Genomic DNA, 17398 nt, shown 5'->3' on the forward strand with positions numbered 1-17398 from the left:
AGCTGTTCTAATCGCATCATCGAGCAGCGCAAACTGAGTTGGATTACCTCTGAGCTTGGTTTCCAGAACAATCATGAGCGGCAAGACTCAAATCTTGTGGGCACACTTTACCATAAACAAGAGTACAAGCGTATGCAAAGATTGCGGCTGAGTCTGATAGATTATTGCCAATCTCCGCATCCACTCCGATTGGCGCGGCATTCATCTCAGCACCGTCCCGAAGGGACGGTGTGAGCCTTCTGCCTGGAAAAGGTAAAGCACCTGATTCATTGTCCTACTATCGCTTCGGCAGGGTCTACAACGACGCTGCAACCAGAATAAATGACTCAACTTTGGGTAGGGGCAAAGCTGTCCTGGAAATGGCTAACCTGTTAGTTAAATACAGCATGTGGGAACCGAAGCTATGACAGACCGAAATCAGCCAGGATCACAGGAGCATACCCTTGGTGACGCGATCGCCACTGCTGTAAAAATGGCCTCTGATGTGACTCGGTTCGTTACCGACCAATTAACGGAAACCACCGCCACCGTTTCACAAACCGTGGGACCGTTGGTCTACGATGTGGTAGAGCAGAGTACAGAAACGGTTGGCAAAATTGTAACCCCCATTGCCGAAAATCCTCTGGTTAAGTTTGCAACCAAGCTTCCGGTGATCAACTGGTTCATGGCGGCTGTGGGGCAAGTTGATGAGGAAAAAGTTCAACGAGATGTTGTCAATCTCAAATCGGAGCATTCTCTAGAAAGTGCGGAACAGCTAGCGAACCGGGTGATTACAGACACAGCGTTTCAGGCCGCTAGAGTTGGTTTCTTGACTAATATTGCGCCGCCGCTGGCGTTGACGTTGTTTGCGATCGACATCACCGCGATCGCCGCGCTTCAAGCTGAAATGATTTACCGAATTGCCGCCATTTACGGCTTTCCACCCCATGATCCGGCTCGACGGGGTGAGGTATTAATTATTTGGGGGCTATCAACAGGCGGATCAAGCGTCGTTAAAACCGGACTTAGCGTTGTAGAACTGCTGCCGTTTATTGGAACAGCCGTTGGTATTACCAGCAATGCGGCTATTCTCTATTCCCTGGGACGCTTTGCCTGTCTGTTTTACGAAGAAAAACAGCGACTGGAGCGATCGCCGGATCAGCGTCTATAACCGATCACCATTTCCGTCTCGGTACCAGCCCTGTTGAACCCAAAAACGTTGCCCCACAACCGTAACGCACCTTAAAGAATCGGAACGGTTGCATCGGGGGTATGAGATTATAGAAACCGTCAATGGCGATTCAACACGTTTTAAGAAAATGGTACACGATCAACAATCAACGGCTGTGATTACAGGTGCATCCTCCGGGGTTGGTTTATACGCAGCAAAAGCCCTTGCCCAAAAGGGGTGGCACGTGGTCATGGCCTGTCGAGATTTAGCCAAAACCGAAAAGGTTGCCCAGGAGGTGGGAATGCCCAAGGGCAGCTACACCATCATGCACATCGATCTGGCATCCCTGGAAAGCGTCCGCCATTTTGTCAAAGAGTTTAGGGAAAGGGGTCGCTCCCTGGATGCGCTGGTCTGCAATGCTGCCATCTACATGCCTCTACTCAAGGAACCGTTGCGATCGCCAGAGGGCTACGAGCTGAGCGTTGCCACCAACCACCTTGGTCATTTTCTGCTATGCAATCTCCTGCTCGACGACCTGAAACATTCTGCTTCACAGCCCAGACTCGTCATTTTGGGAACCGTAACCCACAACCCAGATGAACTAGGCGGCAAGATTCCACCACGCCCTGATTTAGGCGAACTCAAAGGATTTGCAGAGGGATTCAAAGCGCCCATCTCCATGATTGATGGCAAGAAGTTTGAGCCGGTTAAAGCTTACAAAGACAGCAAAGTGTGTAACGTGCTAACCATGCGAGAACTGCATCGGCGTTATCACGACTCGACCGGAATTACCTTCAGTTCTCTCTACCCTGGGTGCGTAGCCGATACGCCGCTGTTTAGAAACCACTATCCTCTTTTCCAAAAAATCTTTCCGTGGTTCCAGAAAAACATCACAGGAGGATATGTGTCTCAGGAATTAGCGGGTGAACGGGTTGCAGCAGTCGTTGCCGATCCAGATTACAGCCAGTCAGGAGTGTACTGGAGCTGGGGTAATCGTCAAAAGAAAGACGGCAAATCGTTTGTGCAAAAGGTATCTCCTCAGGCGCGAGACGACGAAAAAGCCGAGCGGATGTGGGATTTAAGCGCAAAGCTGGTCGGCTTGACCTAATTACGGTCAGAAAAGGTTTGAAAGATGCTGATTGTCGCTCGAACCGCTTTCTAAAGCTCACAGAACTAGGGGACTTTGAAACAGAATCGGCTCGGAAGTTCCCCACGTTTGAGACATTTGGGAGGCGAATGCAGCCCCTTTGGTACTGTTAAAACGATCTTTACAGCCATTTTCATTTGCATTCACCCCACACCAAACCCTGCTAAATGGCAGTATAAACCGTTGAGCATTAAAAACCTTCCGAGCCAGTTCTGTTGAACATTGTCTACAGTTTTATGCCTTAATTAAAGAATAATTTGCCCTAAACATACTGGGGCTGAAGCTAAATCAACGGATGCTAAATGTTGGGCTACGGTTAACCCTAACCGGAAGACTAATTAAGAAATGATGGATGCTTAAGAAACGATGGATGCGATCGATGTAACAACACTGAGAATGTTTGAAAATTCCAGCAGGTACAGGCAGAATACACATACCGTTTGCTTATCTAAATAGAGAAATTGCCCCTGACGAAGCAGGAATCGTGTGCTCACTCTGCCTCGGCATACTAAAGCGATGCTGTAGCATTCCGTTTGCGTGAATGGTTCAACAAAAGGACTCTGGAACCCTCGAATTGCAGAGGGGAGGGCGATCGCTTCCTGCATTTCCCCCTCAGTAGACCCATCCCCCCAATTATTTGCCAATTATTTGCCGAGCTTTGGGTATGCGTGGATTGAGCATAGTCGGAATCCATGCCTTGAAAGCCCCACCTAATAAGTCACCGCAAACAGAGTGTCGTCAGCTACGCGTGGGAGAGTTGGCGTTTCGGGACTGTTGGCAGTCAATCACCAGCCGCCCGCAATTCTTGGGAGTTACTTTGGCTAACGAGAGCGCAATTTTACAGAATCGTACGTAAGCAAAATTTAGTAGCTAAAGTGCCGCAAAGAAGTCTTTTTTTATACACCAAACCTGTTCTTATTGAGTGCTAAGCCAGATTAAAAAAAGCGTTATTTTGCTTAAATTTTCCTATTCACTGTGAAGCATTAAACCCTCAGTAGAAAAAGATATTTTTTGCAATATTCTTCACTACCGACTTCATATAGGGAACATTAGTTATATAGTTCACGCTGACCTTAGAGGATGTCTGAGAAGGATTCAATCGTCTGCACTAGCTCCCTAAATCTCCCCAACGTGGGAGACTTTAAGACAGAATTGGCTCGGAAGTCCTCCAGTTTGGGGGATTAGGGGGCAGTTCGAGTTGGGCTTAGCACTTTTCAGACATCCTCTTAGTGATAGGCAAAACTACTAGAACTACAGACTCTCTTTTCAAGGCGACGCTAGATGTTAGCATTTTTGAACCATCTCTTGTCTGAAAACTTTGTTCCTCACGGTCACTGTTATCTGTGGAAAGCAGAGTTGGTGTGGCTAAACGTTGTTTCCGATAGTGCGATCGCGTTGGCTTATTATTCCATCCCAATGACGCTGGTCTACTTTACAGCAAAACGGAATGACACTCCATTTGGCTGGATATTTTGGCTATTTAGTGCATTTATCATTTTCTGTGGAACGGGGCATCTGCTCGATATCTGGACGCTGTGGCATCCAACCTACTGGCTCTCAACTCTTGTAAAAATACTAACGGCAGCCGTGTCGTTGATCACTGCTTTAGAACTGGTGACGTTAATCCCAAAATTATTGGCCTTACCAAGCCCCACGTTGCTAGAAGAAACCAACCGAGAATTAGAGAAGCAGGTTTGTGAACGGAACCGCATTAACGAAGAATTGCAGGAAAGCGAAGCGCGGTTTGTTGCCTTCATGAGCAATAGCCCTGCGGTTGCGTTTATTAAAGATTCGACAGGCAATTTAGTCTATATCAACCGCCAGTTCGAGCAGGTTTTTGATGTGGAGCTATTAAAGCTGAAGGGACTTGCTCAGTTTGACGGGTTGCCAAAGGCGATCGCCCAACCGTTGCGAACAATGGACATGGCAGCATTGGCTAGTAATCAAACGCTTGAAGTGGTCGAAACGGTTCGAATGCCAAATGGCGAAGATCGGGACTGGCTGGTTCTCAACTTTCCCATTCCAGATATTCCAACTGAACCGTTGATTGGTGGGATTGCGTTCGACATTACAGAACGTCGAAAAATGGAAGAAGCCCTGCGCGACAATACGGCTCAGTTGCAGCAATCGCTCGATTTTGAAGCGGTTCTCAAGCGGATTACCGACAAGGTTCGAGACAACGTAGACGAAGAACATATCTTGCAAACCGCTGTTCGTGAGTTGGGTATTGGTCTGGGGGTACGGGGGTGTACGGCGGGGCTGTATAACCTGGCTCAACGAACTTCTACGATCAGCTACGAACACACCAACTCCATGTTTCCTAAACAGGGAACAGTGATCAAGATGGGTGAGCATCAAGAGATCTACAATCAACTTTTGGCTGGGGACTATTTTCAGTTTTGTGCGCTGGAACTTGACCCCATTTATGGGCGGGTAGCAACGATCGCCTGCCCCATAGTAGACGACCAGGATGTATTGGGCGACCTGTGGCTAATTAATGACAAAGACTATTTATTTAGAGAATTAGAACTGCGTGTAGTGCAGCAGGTTGCAAATCAGTGTGCGATCGCCATCCGCCAGGCGAGATTGTTTCAAGCATCGCAAGCCCAAGTTCAAGAACTAGAAAGGCTAAACCATCTAAAAGACGACTTTTTGAGTACGGTATCTCATGAGTTGCGAACCCCGATGGCCAATATTAAAATGGCGACCCAAATGCTTGAGGTAAATTTAGAGAAAGCCGGATTGCTGAGTTCCAAAAACCCCCAAATCGTAAAATACTTCAACATTCTGCACGATGAGGGACAGCGAGAGATTGGTTTAATCAATGATTTGTTGGATCTATCGCGGCTGGAAGCATCGGATGAACCGCTGTTGCTGAGTACCATTGAGCAGCCGAAAGCCTGGATGCTCAACATCATTAAACCCTTTGCTGAACGCGCTCATGGGCAGCAGCAGCAGTTCAAAATCGATATCTCTTCTGAGCTATCTGCTTTTACAACGGATGTCTCTGAGCTAGAGGGAATTTTAACCGAGCTATTGACCAACGCCCACAAATACACGCCCCAGGGGGAAGCCATTGAAATATCAGCCTACCCGAATGGCGAGACGGCCAGGGCAGGGATGCAGCTTTGTATCGTTAATTCTGGAGTAGAGCTGCCAGAGCAAGAGATCGATCGCATCTTTGATAAATTTTATCGGGTTCCCAACAACGATCCCTGGAAGCATGGTGGTACAGGCTTGGGGCTGGCTCTGGTCAAAAAACGAGTTGAGCGCTTAGGAGCGACCATTCAAGTTAGCAGCAGCGAGCAACAAACCCGGTTTATGATGCATCTGCCAACGCTTGCTCCCCTTCTTAGTTAGTGATAACTGATTCTAGAGAAGGCTCCAATTTTAAATAATTTAATTCACTTTATTAAGCCTGTTTAAGAGCGCCTAAACTAACGTTATAGCCGCCATTTTATATTACAGCCATTTTCATTTGCATTCACCTCACCCCAAACCCTACACCCACAACCATCTTGGCGAGACTGTGGCTGACTCGATTGAGAACTGCTGTAGGTTTGTAAATTCTAGTAAACGGTGAACGCAACACTGGCTCAAAATTCGACCCATGCCGACTTGCGGGTTTAGACTGTAAACGTAATTTTAGCTTCCTTCCTATGGCTGCATCCGATTCAACGCTGTTGAGCTTTCTGTCATCAATTACGCCTCAAAGCAGCGAATCGGATGTGGAGCAGAAAATAGTAATTCCGCTTTTGCAACTTCTTGGTTATGGCGATCGCGACTGGAAAGCTCAGGTTGGGGTAGGTCGATCCAAGCTTGATTTTCTGGTACATCCCCAAAGTTTACCCACGCCCTATCCTCCTTATTTGGTGATTGAAGTTAAAGCCCCAAATAAAAAGATCAATCAAAGCGTTTGGCAAATTAGTGGCTATATGCGTAGCACGAATGCTGTTTTGGGGTTGCTCACCAATGGCTATAATTTTTGCTTGCTTTACCGCTATCAAGAGTATGTGGGTACGATCGCCATCTATTCTCAAACCACGCTAACGCAACAGTTCAACCTGGTTCACAAACTTCTTTGTAAAGAGACGTATTTGAAATACAGCAACGCTGTATTCAAGAGCCAGCAGCAGGTGAATCACAAATTTCTCAACCTTGTATCAGACGCGTTTGCCAATGAAGATATGCTTAGATTTTTCAACCGAAAGCCAAAGCTTGACGAGCAGCCAAAGCCGCCAGCAGAACCGCAAGCGAAGGCAACACAGTATGCTAAAAATGCCAGTGGAGACGACAAATCAATGATCATTACCGTATTCAATAACAAAGGTGGCGTAGGAAAAACGACGACAACTATTAACCTGGCGGCGGCTTTGAACAAGCTTGGTAAGCGAGTATTGTTAATTGACATTGATGCTCAGGCTAACCTGACAACGGGGTTAGGGATTGATCCATTAACCGATGTGGAAGAAAAAGGCCGAAAAGACATCACTCACCTGTTGACCGAAGCAAGAACGCTGCTCCCCGATATCGTTATTCGAAAGCAGTGGGATGATGTTGAGCTAGAGATTGTCCCTTCTCATATTCGTCTGAGCGACATGGAGCCTGTTCTGATTCAAACCGTAGATGTAGACAGGATATTAAGCAGAAAACTCAAGAATTACAAAAAAGACTATGACTTCATATTCATTGACCCACCGCCATCCTTTGGAAAAGTGAACACTATTTCCCTCATGGCTGCTTCAGGTATATTGGTTCCCACACATTTAGCTCCCTATCCTATCAGAGCCTTGGAGTACGTCATTAGCCGAGCACAAGCGGTCGAGCAAATTAAGGATAAACCGATGCCTATTCTAGGTGTGGCGGTCAGCATGTATGACCGAAGAGCAGGGCTTTTGAAGCAAGAAATGACTGATAAAATTATGGAAATATTAAATAATGTTCCTGGTGGTGAAAATATTCCTCTCTTTCCGGAAGAAACATGGATTCCGCAATTGAAAGTTGTTTCTACAACGCCTGGTAAAGGCTATCCTCTTTGCTATGCAGAGTTCGACCAGACGCTTTCTACAACAGACAAAGAAGCTGCCCAAAACGCGTTTGGATGTTACATGAAACTCGCGCAGCATTTCGTAAAAACCATCAAGCCAACGGAGTCATAAATGGACTACATTAAACGCCAGCAGCATATTGCTCAGCGATTAATTCCTAAGTCAATTGATAATGGTCAACTCGATACATTTTTAATTGCTGTGCCGCTATCGGAATCCAATGTTGATCCAGCGCGATTGGCATTGCTGAAGGAGAGCATCAAATCACAGGGAAGTAACTTATTGACTCTCGTTGTGCGTCGTACAGATGCTTACGAAGAGGAAGAATATGAAGTTGTTTATGGAGCAGATTGGTTAATTGCGGCTAAAGAACTGGATATTGAAAAGGTTTGGGTTTGGGTATTTGATCTGGACGATGAGCAAGCGGCAGTCACCAAAGCAGCGCTAGGGCAACTCATTGGTTCTACCTCTTCTCCTACAATTCCTGATTCGGTTGATGTTGCTACTGAAACAGCGTTACATCATTTGCTCGATCAGAAGTTGGAATCGATTAATGTAAACCTCAACAAGCTGGCTTCTGCTACTGGGAATACTACCTCTGCTGGCGGTGCTAAGGGTCTGGTAACAGACCGATTAGAAGCGATCGACAGCAGGCTCGATTCCCTGGCCGCGATCGTCGAAAGACTTGCCGGATCAATCGAAGAACTCAAACCCAAGAAAATAGATTTAACCCAGGCCAGCCTTGATGACATTGATGATGCTTTGATGGAGGCAGGAGTCAGCGCTAACTATAGAAAAGCGGCCTTGAAGGCGATCGAACACTGGAAAGCACCCGGTAAAACATTAACCTGGAGCAATCTTAAACAGTCAACCCGGAAAGGCAATTCAGAGAGTATTGCTAATTTTGGCGATGGCACTTACACCAAGCTCAAACGAGTCGGGTTTATTCCCTAGTCGGCAAGAATGGAGAGCAACAACCAGCATCGAGCCTATGGGTATCGACGTTACAATCCGGCAAACCACTCATAGCCTCGATCTTCCCAATATCCTTTCTGAGACAATAGATGATTGGTAAAGAAAATGCGGGTCACCCATTTGCTTTGCTTGTATCCCAATTTAATCGGAGACGCTAATCGGATGGGTGCGCCATTATCAACCGATAGTGGCTCCCCATTTTTTTGATAGACCATCAACGTTTGCGGATGCAGCGACGAAGCCAGATCCCAGCTTTCATAGTAGCCATCCGCAGATTCAAAGTAGACATAGCGCACACCAGGTTTTGGCTGTACTAATGTCGCTAAATCTCGCAGCCGAACTCCACCCCACTGCACGATCGCAGCCCACCCTTCCACACAAACATGGCGAATCACCATCGACGTTAGCGGCATTGTTTGAAGTTCTGCCATGCTGAGCTGCATCGGATAATTGACTTCACCATTTAACGTGAGCCGAAAGGTTGTTGGGTCAATCTGTGGCGTAACATCGAACGTGTTGATCAGCAGCTTATCTGGCTCGATCGCACTGATGGGGAACTCAGGCACTGGAGAATCCGGTCGCAGGAGCAGTTCCTCAACCGTCTGGTTCAGGGGTTCAACCACTTGATTCAGCCGATCGGAGAATAGTGTAGCCCCGCAGCCCCCTAACAGTAATCCCATACCAGACAGTCCAGACCATTGCAGCAGTTGACGGCGGGTTAAATGGCGCGGAGATTGAATCGGATACATAGTTCTCAAAGACCAGATTTCTCGAAGATCAGGAGCCAGGGTTAAACAACGATCGCCAAAACGCTAGGAAAACATAGATTTAATGAGGCGGAACCGACCCACCTTGAGCGCCAGCAGAGAATGGACAACGGTAAACAAGACGACAATGGGCACCGTCATAAAATGAACAATGCGTAGGGTTTGCCAACTGCCAAACAGCCCGGAAAGCCAATACAGATGGGCTGGTTTATACATGGCTAACCCGGTGGCGATCGCCAGCAGCAATACCGGAATAATAGCGGTATACACGAGTCGGTGCCGAGCATACATTTTGCGTTTGGGATTTCGACCGACTTGAAGTGCCTGAATATCGCTTGATGAGACAAACCGCCGTTGCCAGCGACGGGTAAGCGCAATATAGAGTCCGTAGACCAGCAAGTTGATTGCAAAGAACCACATCATGGCAAAGTGCCAGTGTCGCCCACCTGCCAACCAGCCGCCTAGCAGCAAAACCTTGGGGAAGTGCCAGCCCGCCCGTCCGCCAAATACAGGATTAGCGTTATAGATTTGCAACCCACTCGCGATCATCATCACCAAACTGATGAGATTGACCCAATGGAACGTTTTCGCTAAAACCGCCTGACCAGGAATAGAAGACCGCTTAAGAGATTTGGATGGTTCTGAAGCACTCATATGATTTTGTAGCCGTTCTACGGCAACGACGGAAACAGCGGAGCAAGCCAGAGTTGAACTCGAACATCCCACCCCATGAGGATAGCGATCGCCGTTAACACTACCATTGCTCCACCAACTTGCTGCAAAACACCACCGTAGGAACGGAGGCACAGCAGACGGCGAATGAGATAGCGTCCTCCATAGGCAACGATCAGCATGGGCAATGCTGCCCCAAGGCCATACAAGAGCAATAATACAAAGGCTCCTGCTACCTGATGATCAACGGCGGCCAGCACTAAGATACTGCCTAATATTGGCCCTGCACAGGGAGTCCACAGTAAGCCTAATTGGGTTCCCAACCAAAATTCGCCTGTCAGTCCCACTCGTAAACGTTCCTTCTGCCAAAACCCGGGCGGCAAATGGTTGAACAGCCAGTAACTCCCTTGAGGAACCAGAGCTAAGCATCCCATGATCAGCAGCAGGGCGATCGCCCCTGTTCGCAAAAAAGTGATGAATTGAGCCAACCAGCTAGCAGACACCCCCAGTAAGCTACCTGCCAGCGCAAACCCGCTGACTAACCCGCTCACTAGCGCAACAGGGCCAAAACGGTGAGATTGTAGCGATCGCCCCATAATGACAGGCAAGATAGGCAAAATACAGGGAGACAGCACCGTTAACAGCCCTCCTAGCAACGCCAAACCAATTGATAGGCTAGAGGTTGTCATGGTTTGTAGATCTAACGACTAGCTGAGTAGCTGGCGGATCGCCTGTTCCGTTTCGTCATAGGCTCCCTCACCGATGTGGTCATAGCGCACCACCCCGTCGCGATCGGCTAGAAACAGATGAGGCCAAAACCGATTGTTGTAAGCTTTCCAGGTTTTGAACTCGTTATCGATGGGAACAGGGTAAGTAATGTGATGCTGCTCTAACGCCGTTTGAATATTGTTTACCTCTCGCTCAAAGGCAAATTCAGGCGTATGCACCCCAACAATCGTCAATCCCTGTGCGGCATACTGCTGATGCCAACGAGTAACATGGGGTAAGGTTCGCTGGCAGTTAATGCAAGCAAACGTCCAGAACTGAACCAGTATGGCATTTCCCTTTAGTCCAGCGACGGTTAAGGGGGGAGAGTTGAGCCACTGGCTAATTCCTTGAAACTCTGGCATCTCCCCCTGCCGCGACAGCAAAGACGATGCACCCGTTACAGCAACCCCATCAGGAGCGGTAGATTGCCCTGATGTGTCTCTACTGTGGTGATGAGCAATGGCCGCTACTGCACCCGCAACCCCCAAGCCCAAAGATAGAAGTAACTGACGTCGCCGTAGCAGAGTTGTATTCATGTCTCATCAGTGACGAAGGAGCAATAAGCCATCTGCAACGGCTAGCCGCTATTCATGCATATCGGGCTAGAAGCTCGGTGTTATAGGGGGGGTGGAGCAATGTCCAAAGCGGGTCGTTGCAAGCTACTACGGGGTGCTGGGAGATTCCATTGCATCGGGTGCTTCCATTGCATCAGGCGATTCCATTGCATCGGGCGACTCCATCGCATCGGGCGATTCCATCGCGTCAGGTGATTCCATTGCATCCCCCTGGTTGCCAGCAGGAGTCGATTGATCGGGAGTACCACAAGCGGTAAGACCCGCTGCTAGCATGACAGTGATTACGGTAGCGAGTTTCCAATTCATAGGTATCCTTTTTATCGGTAAGTGATAGGGACTGGTGAATGTACTGGCACTTAATACGGGTGCGATCGCTGTTTGGATGCAAGACGGTTAATGCCATCCGTTCAGTACATCTTGTCTCAAGCCAGCTTCTTTCACATGAGTATTGGATTAGCCATTACTTAGAAATAGATTAGAAATGCCATGAGAGGATGTTTGAAAAGTGCTGAACGTCACTCGAACCGCCCCCTAAATCCCCCAAGATGGGGGACTTCCGAGCCGATTCTCGTTCAAAGTCCCCCAATTCTGGGGGATTTAGGGGGCGAATGCAGGACATTTGCTACTTTTCAAACATCCTCTGAGAATATGACAGGCCAGAGGAACCACGGCTTGCTTAGTTCGCTGTTTCCACCGTCAGACAGCAGCAGTTAAGCAAACCAACTGTGCCGCCCGATCGCCATCATCCCCCAACACTTGAATCTGGTTTAAGGCTGTTAAGTCTTGAATCAGCCGATCGATTTCGGCTTCATTAACCTGGGGAAACTGCCCTAATGCAGTTTGTGCCAACACTTGCCGTCCTAAAAGGCGATGGGTTTTGAGCAAGTCCAATAAAAAGGCTTGAATCGGTTCAACATCGGGCTGAGAGTTGGCCTGAGCCACTTTGCCATTGGGCTGACGACGAGATTTGCGATCGCGCGATCGACCTGAAACAACCTTCAAGTTTTTCAGTAGCGTGCAGGATTGCAAAAGGTCTGCCTCTCGCATCAGCGCTTCTAGTTCGTCAATGGTGGGTGTTTTACCTGCCACGACCAGTTCCCCGGCGTAGGTGGCGTTAACGAGGCTGTGATAGGTTGCCAGGTAATGCACCGAGTCCAGGTCAGGCTGAATATGATAATGCCGATCGCCTCTGGCAAACAACTGCTGATAAAACTCGTGTCCTTTGTTTCCTGGCTTACCTACCCCTTCGGAACGAATCAAAAACAGCGTTTGACACAAATCAACAGCGATCGCCCGACGGCAGGCATTCATCACATGATAGAAAGACAGCATGTTGGGATCGTCATTCCAGGCGATCGCCACTCGTCCAGTTTGGGAGGATGGCTGATAGCTCAGCGACTGGTTGGCATAGGTGGGGCTGGGTAAAAACTTGGGACGGATTTCACCCACCTGAAGCACCGACAAAACCTCTCGCACCATTTGGATTAGCTCTGGTGCAGATAACTGCCGAATGCGGCTGATGCGGTCTTGCACCTGGTTGAATTCTTGTAGCCAAACCAGCTTTAGAGCAGCGATCGCATCTTCGGGGCGATCGGCTGCGGCACCCACTTTATAGCGTTGCAGCAAACGCCGACCCAGTTCTAGCACCAAGCGCGGCTGCGTTTTGCCACCGGGATATTTTTGCTCCAGAGTTTGCCGCGTTAGCGGATAAATGGCAGAGTGGGGAGACGGCATTGCTTGCTGATGGAGCGGCAACAGCCGACTGGCCCACAGCGCTTCGGCCTGGTTTAGGGTAATGGGTTTAAGCTGAATCGATTCGTCAATTCTGACGCGATCGGCCTGCTGAATGCGATCGGTGTGCTGCTTCCATGTGCTGGTGATGATGCTAATGATCACCAGGAAATTTTTGAGACCCTGGTTATGAATGCTGGAATTGACGTTAAAGAGCGCCTGTAAATCAATAACTCCATTCGATGTGCGGGCAATGTTGTCTAGCTGGTCGAAACAGAGAACAATCGGCCTGGTTTCAACGGTGATTTTGCCGATGTTCGCCAAAATCTTTTGGGCGGCATCTTCCGAGTCGATCGCCTGCTTGACGTTCAGCAGGTTCAGGCTGTCTTCGTCTAGATCGTCGCCTCGCAACCATTCGCAGGCGATTGCATAGCGGTCTGGGTCGATTAAGTCGTACAACACCCCAAAAAACTCGTTGGCGTTGTAAATGCCAGACGGATAGGCTTTCTTTAAGGTGCGAATAAACTGCTGGCGCTTCGTTAATCCCCAACCAGAGCGATCGCCATGCTGAAACGCCGACAAACTGTTAAGCCAGAGCAATAGCTGCGACTCCTGCTGTTGCTCTGGCGTTTGCACCAGGCTATCCACCGTGTAGCGCAAAATATGCCGCCAGATGGCCTCACTGTCTGGAAAGGGATCGATGTAGGCAAAGAAGGCGTTTGCGTTAAAGGTGCGTTTTAGTCGCCCCAGCAGGTGGCTTTTGCCAGAACCCGAGTCGCCCGAAAGCAGCAGTGTTCGAGTGCGGTGATCCTGCCCAACCTGAGTTAGCACAGCCTCTACCCGTTCGATCACATCCTGGTGAATCGAGGCGACGTGCAGCGCTGGATCTTGCTGTTCATGCCAAAAGTTGCCCGGTTTGAAGGTAGCCGGGTCGAATGGATTAACGGCTTGACGAATCACTTGGTCGATAGTTGCCACGGATACCTCGCTAAATGGAGAGATGACCGATCGAGCCGAGCCTACTACAAACACCACCCATCTCCCAAACCTTATACTGCTGTCTCCACTGGATCTCGTCTAGTTCACACCATTATTGATTGATGCTAATGAAAAATAGTGGCCCACCAATATCCTGGGGAATGCCTGCTTCTACTTGTCGCGGCGTATAGGCGATCGCCTCCTGTAGGGAACTTAACTCGATGCGATCGCTGCGCTGCAAGCGATACAAGCTTTGATCCACCTCGTCTCTAGACAAGGGTGGCTGTATTTTCTGGCGTAAATAAAATAATGGCAAGTAGTTTTTGGTGCCCAACTCGTGGTCTAGCGCTTGAATCAGTTGCAATACCTGCGCGTCGGTGGGTAGAGCCGCCACGGTTGTCCTTGCTGCCACGGTGTTGGGGAGGGCATCTACTTCTATCAACGATTGACGCAACAAATGCAGGTAGTTTCGCAGCAAGTCCAGGCTAATACCTGCTTTGCCTTTGGGGGTGTAGGTGTCGCGCAGGAAGGTTTGCCCCTGCTGGGTAATCCATACGTCTTTAATTTTGGTTTCCACCTGAATCAGGCCGCGATCGGCTAACCCTTGAATCACCGTTTGCCGTTCTGGTGAGGGCAACCCCGTTTTACCGGGAGTAATGGCCTGCTCGGCGCTGGCTCGCAGCACTTGGAACTCAGCATCGCTAATGGGTAAGCCCGGTAGATCTAGCTTGAGTAAAGCTTTGCCGGGTGGGGCGATCGCCACCCGCACAACGTCGGTGGAACAGGCAACCAGGCCGCGATCGCGCAACTGCTGGCAAATGCGATGACGCTGCAACGCGGCGATGCGAGGGTAAAGCTGAATGCGCGATAGCGGTGCCCGATAGCCTGAAACCCCTAATAATTTCAACAAAAACCTTAACTCCAGCACATCCATCCCGTCATACGACTTAGATCCCTTTTAGAGATATATACACTACAGAGGGACAGGCTGGTGGAGAAGCCCCAATTTTCAAACGTTCGATGAGGATAACTGGAAAGAACCCTATAACGGGATTTTAGTCAAGTCTTGATCTACTGATCCCGGAAGTGTGAAGCTACCAGAGCTAATTTTAAAGTGCCGCTGAGTCGGTTAAGCAACTATCTGAGGGATCAAGTTGTCATGTGCTGATAGACTCCTTAGTTAACGAAGTGCTAATTAGTTACAGCTTGTTATGAGTTATGAGGACTGTTGTCCATGTTTACGCGTCACCGTCGGTATCAACGAAAAACTCAACATTCATTCCGCTGGCTGGGACTTTTGCTGCTGCTGATCGCGGTGCCGGTTGGCTTGGAACTATTAACCAGGGTGATTGCTGATGCAACAGGGCTGAGTCAACCCTTTGCGGCTGACCAATCGTCTGACATGAAACGAGCCTATGGCCTGAAGTTTGTCAGTCAAGCGGGTCAACCCTACGAAGGCTTGGCAGACAATGGTGAACTGCTGGCTACCCGCAACGTGCTGTTGGGCTATCGGCTGTTTCCAGAGCAAACCAACGAATTTTTGACAATTAATGAGCAAGGCTTTCGGGACGATGATGACGTGCCGTTGCAAAAGCCTGCTGGTGAAGTTCGCATTTTTGTTCTGGGTGGGTCGGTTGCGTTTGGCGAGCTGAGTTCTAGCAATCAAACGACCTTTGCTAACACGCTAGAAGCCCGGTTAAACGACCAGGTGGCACAACAGCGAGCCAATCCTGAGCGGTTTCAGCCTGCAACGTTGCCTTATAGGGCGGATCAGGTTGATCAAGCGCTGGCCTTGCCTGCTCGAATCCAGGACGGGCAATATCGCGTTATCAATGCCGCCGTCCCCGGATATGCATCTGGCAACGAATTGGCGATGTTGGTGCAGCAGGTGGCGGCTTACAACCCGGATATGGTGGTTGTGCTGGGTGGCTATGCCGATCTGCTGTTATCTAGTTCTCAAATGGGGTCAGATGTGCCCGGTTTGGAAACGGTGTTAGAAGGACAGAGTACCGATTGGCGAGATGAACTGTCTGAACAGTTTGGAGAGTGGGTGAATCAGCTCTATCTGGTGCGAGGGTTCCGCTATTACGGATTAAGTATGCGCCAGTCAGAAGAGCGGCTGACGCAACCGATTAATCTACCGATCGCCAATACGGGTGCGCCATTAAGTAACAGCCTGACAGACGATGAAGCCGAACTCGATCGCCGTCTGTTTCGCTATCGCTACCATTTATTGCAGATGGTACATTGGGCTTCTGCGACTCGTAAACGCTTGTTGATTGGCATTCAGCCAGAAATTACAGGACGGACAGCCGACAACCTGACTCCCGACGAAGCGGCGATCGTCAACTCGTTGGGCGATACCTACACACAACGAGTGCAAGCGGGTTACGAAAAGCTAGAGGCACAGGCCAATCAGGTGGCGCAAAGTTCGTCAAATGCCAGTGTTCTCAACCTGTATCGGCTGTACGATTCGTTTGAGGGACGGGCGTTTTTAAGTCCGATTAATTTAACGGATGAAGCGAATGCAGCCCTGGCAAACCGCTTTTATCAGGCGATCGCTGCCGATTTGTCCATTACGCCCCAACCGTTTGGCTCACCCTAGCTGCTCTGTCCCTCACTGGAACCTGCTGGCTGTTGGTTGCTATGGAAAAAGCAGGTGCTGATTTCCTCAAAGCATTGCCTGCTTCTGGAACATCAACCCTGCTGTTGATAACTAAACCCTGGTCTAGTTAGACCAGACCCACACCTCTAGCCAAAACTAAAGCTGTTGCTGGTGACCGTGTTGGCCTGTACGCCCCGCAGAATAGCCAATACCTCTCCCGTATCTTTATGAGAAACGAGCGTATCGTTTTGCTGTGCGCCGCTTCCTTGCACGATCGCCATCTGGTTGAGGGTAAGCCCACCGATCAGGTTAAGCGAGTCAGTACCAACCACAAAGTCTGTAATGGTATCTGTTCCTTCGCCAGCGGCCAGAACGAAGCGATCGCGCCCCTCTCCACCCGTCAACAAATCGTCACCACCATAACCGCGAATGATGTTGTCGAGGCTATTGCCAATCAGCGTATCAGCGGCGCTGGTGCCCTCAATTGAGGTGGGTAACTCACTGGTCGGTGATTCGGTTCCCGTCAGTGCCGCTATTCGAGCCTGGGCGGGTTCGACCCGAATAAAGTCGATGTAATCAACCCGTGCCCATTCACCGCCGTCTGCCACTCCACTGAGTTGAATGGTTGAACCTGCTTGCAGGGTTACACCTTGGGCAACAGTACGAGTCGCTTTGGTTTTGGAGGTAACCCAGCTATCGGTTAACCACTTGTCGAATGTCCAGGTATCGGTGACACCGCCAACTTTGACGGTTAGTTGAGACTTTCCGTCTGTTTCGTCAAAATAACCAACAACAACGTTGTAAGTACCTGTAGGGCCATTAAATGTTCCAGTGGCGCTACCCGTTGTTCCTCCACCTTGATAGAGGCTGATGATTTTGCTGCCTGATGCGGGGCTTTGATCCGACTCAACGACGTAGTTGGTCAACTGCATCGTCTCTGCTTCTAGGCGGATAACGCTGGGGGTGGGAGTGGGTGCAGGGA

At 49.3% G+C, this 17398-nt stretch carries 14 protein-coding genes and 1 pseudogene; 7 read left to right on the forward strand and 8 right to left on the reverse strand.

Features of this window, described 5'->3' with window-relative positions; genetic code table 11:
• The 6 genes from IQ268_RS32585 to IQ268_RS30245 form a co-directional block, all read left to right on the forward strand.
• A partial coding sequence (locus tag IQ268_RS32585) for a hypothetical protein (protein WP_228035859.1) occupies window positions 1–234 on the forward strand: 234 nt, incomplete at its 5' end.
• Between the two features lie 169 nt (window positions 235–403).
• On the forward strand, window positions 404–1150 hold the full coding sequence (locus IQ268_RS30220; protein ID WP_193886891.1) for an EcsC family protein: 747 nt from the start codon (window positions 404–406) through the stop codon (window positions 1148–1150).
• Between the two features lie 148 nt (window positions 1151–1298).
• Window positions 1299–2258 carry a protochlorophyllide reductase gene (locus tag IQ268_RS30225; RefSeq protein ID WP_193886892.1) on the forward strand — a complete coding sequence of 320 codons (960 nt, stop codon included), beginning with the start codon at window positions 1299–1301 and terminating at the stop codon, window positions 2256–2258.
• 1320 nt (window positions 2259–3578) lie between these two features.
• Window positions 3579–5657, forward strand: a complete 2079-nt coding sequence (locus tag IQ268_RS30235; protein WP_193886894.1) for an ATP-binding protein — start codon at window positions 3579–3581, stop codon at window positions 5655–5657.
• Between the two features lie 323 nt (window positions 5658–5980).
• Window positions 5981–7456, forward strand: a complete 1476-nt coding sequence (locus IQ268_RS30240) for an AAA family ATPase (protein WP_228035860.1) — start codon at window positions 5981–5983, stop codon at window positions 7454–7456.
• The gene (locus IQ268_RS30245) at window positions 7457–8299 is read left to right on the forward strand and encodes a ParB N-terminal domain-containing protein (protein ID WP_193886896.1); all 843 of its coding nucleotides are present in this window, start codon (window positions 7457–7459) and stop codon (window positions 8297–8299) included.
• Between the two features lie 50 nt (window positions 8300–8349).
• On the opposite strand, the gene IQ268_RS30250 is transcribed toward IQ268_RS30245, so the two are convergent.
• The 7 genes from IQ268_RS30250 to IQ268_RS30280 form a co-directional block, all read right to left on the reverse strand.
• Entirely contained in the window at window positions 8350–9069 is a 720-nt protein-coding gene (locus IQ268_RS30250; RefSeq protein ID WP_193886897.1) for a molybdopterin-dependent oxidoreductase, read from the reverse strand.
• 63 nt (window positions 9070–9132) lie between these two features.
• On the reverse strand, window positions 9133–9741 hold the full coding sequence (locus tag IQ268_RS30255) for a cytochrome b/b6 domain-containing protein (protein WP_193886898.1): 609 nt from the start codon (window positions 9739–9741) through the stop codon (window positions 9133–9135).
• Between the two features lie 17 nt (window positions 9742–9758).
• A complete protein-coding gene (locus IQ268_RS30260) occupies window positions 9759–10448 on the reverse strand; it encodes a cytochrome c biogenesis CcdA family protein (protein WP_193886899.1) in 690 nt (229 codons plus the stop codon).
• An 18-nt stretch (window positions 10449–10466) separates the two neighbouring features.
• A complete protein-coding gene (locus tag IQ268_RS30265; RefSeq protein WP_193886901.1) occupies window positions 10467–11063 on the reverse strand; it encodes a thioredoxin family protein in 597 nt (198 codons plus the stop codon).
• Window positions 11064–11189: 126 nt separating this feature from the next.
• Window positions 11190–11408, reverse strand: a complete 219-nt coding sequence (locus tag IQ268_RS30270) for a hypothetical protein (RefSeq protein WP_193886903.1) — start codon at window positions 11406–11408, stop codon at window positions 11190–11192.
• Window positions 11409–11798: 390 nt separating this feature from the next.
• A complete protein-coding gene (locus IQ268_RS30275) occupies window positions 11799–13811 on the reverse strand; it encodes an AAA family ATPase (protein ID WP_193886906.1) in 2013 nt (670 codons plus the stop codon).
• 112 nt (window positions 13812–13923) lie between these two features.
• Window positions 13924–14721: a hypothetical protein gene (locus IQ268_RS30280; RefSeq protein ID WP_228035861.1), complete on the reverse strand. Its 798-nt coding sequence runs from the start codon at window positions 14719–14721 to the stop codon at window positions 13924–13926.
• 324 nt (window positions 14722–15045) lie between these two features.
• Here IQ268_RS30280 and IQ268_RS30285 point away from each other — a divergent pair, with 324 nt between their 5' ends.
• Window positions 15046–16416 carry an SGNH/GDSL hydrolase family protein gene (locus IQ268_RS30285; RefSeq protein WP_193886911.1) on the forward strand — a complete coding sequence of 457 codons (1371 nt, stop codon included), beginning with the start codon at window positions 15046–15048 and terminating at the stop codon, window positions 16414–16416.
• A gap of 146 nt (window positions 16417–16562) precedes the next feature.
• Here IQ268_RS30285 and IQ268_RS30290 read toward each other — a convergent pair.
• Window positions 16563–17398, reverse strand: a pseudogene (locus IQ268_RS30290) (hypothetical protein); the annotation flags it as partial.

The organism is Oculatella sp. LEGE 06141 (genome assembly GCF_015207605.1).
GTDB lineage: Bacteria > Cyanobacteriota > Cyanobacteriia > Elainellales > Elainellaceae > Oculatella.

Excerpts from the sequence above, each read along its gene's own strand:
- IQ268_RS30245 (WP_193886896.1), top strand. The coding sequence starts at position 7,457 with ATGGACTACATTAAACGCCAGCAGCATATTGCTCAGCGATTAATTCCT.
- IQ268_RS30260 (WP_193886899.1), bottom strand. The coding sequence starts at position 10,448 with ATGACAACCTCTAGCCTATCAATTGGTTTGGCGTTGCTAGGAGGGCTG.
- IQ268_RS30285 (WP_193886911.1), top strand. The coding sequence starts at position 15,046 with ATGTTTACGCGTCACCGTCGGTATCAACGAAAAACTCAACATTCATTC.
- IQ268_RS30255 (WP_193886898.1), bottom strand. The coding sequence starts at position 9,741 with ATGAGTGCTTCAGAACCATCCAAATCTCTTAAGCGGTCTTCTATTCCT.
- IQ268_RS30220 (WP_193886891.1), top strand. The coding sequence starts at position 404 with ATGACAGACCGAAATCAGCCAGGATCACAGGAGCATACCCTTGGTGAC.
- IQ268_RS30225 (WP_193886892.1), top strand. The coding sequence starts at position 1,299 with ATGGTACACGATCAACAATCAACGGCTGTGATTACAGGTGCATCCTCC.
- IQ268_RS30265 (WP_193886901.1), bottom strand. The coding sequence starts at position 11,063 with ATGAATACAACTCTGCTACGGCGACGTCAGTTACTTCTATCTTTGGGC.
- IQ268_RS30235 (WP_193886894.1), top strand. The coding sequence starts at position 3,579 with ATGTTAGCATTTTTGAACCATCTCTTGTCTGAAAACTTTGTTCCTCAC.
- IQ268_RS30250 (WP_193886897.1), bottom strand. The coding sequence starts at position 9,069 with ATGTATCCGATTCAATCTCCGCGCCATTTAACCCGCCGTCAACTGCTG.
- IQ268_RS30270 (WP_193886903.1), bottom strand. The coding sequence starts at position 11,408 with ATGAATTGGAAACTCGCTACCGTAATCACTGTCATGCTAGCAGCGGGT.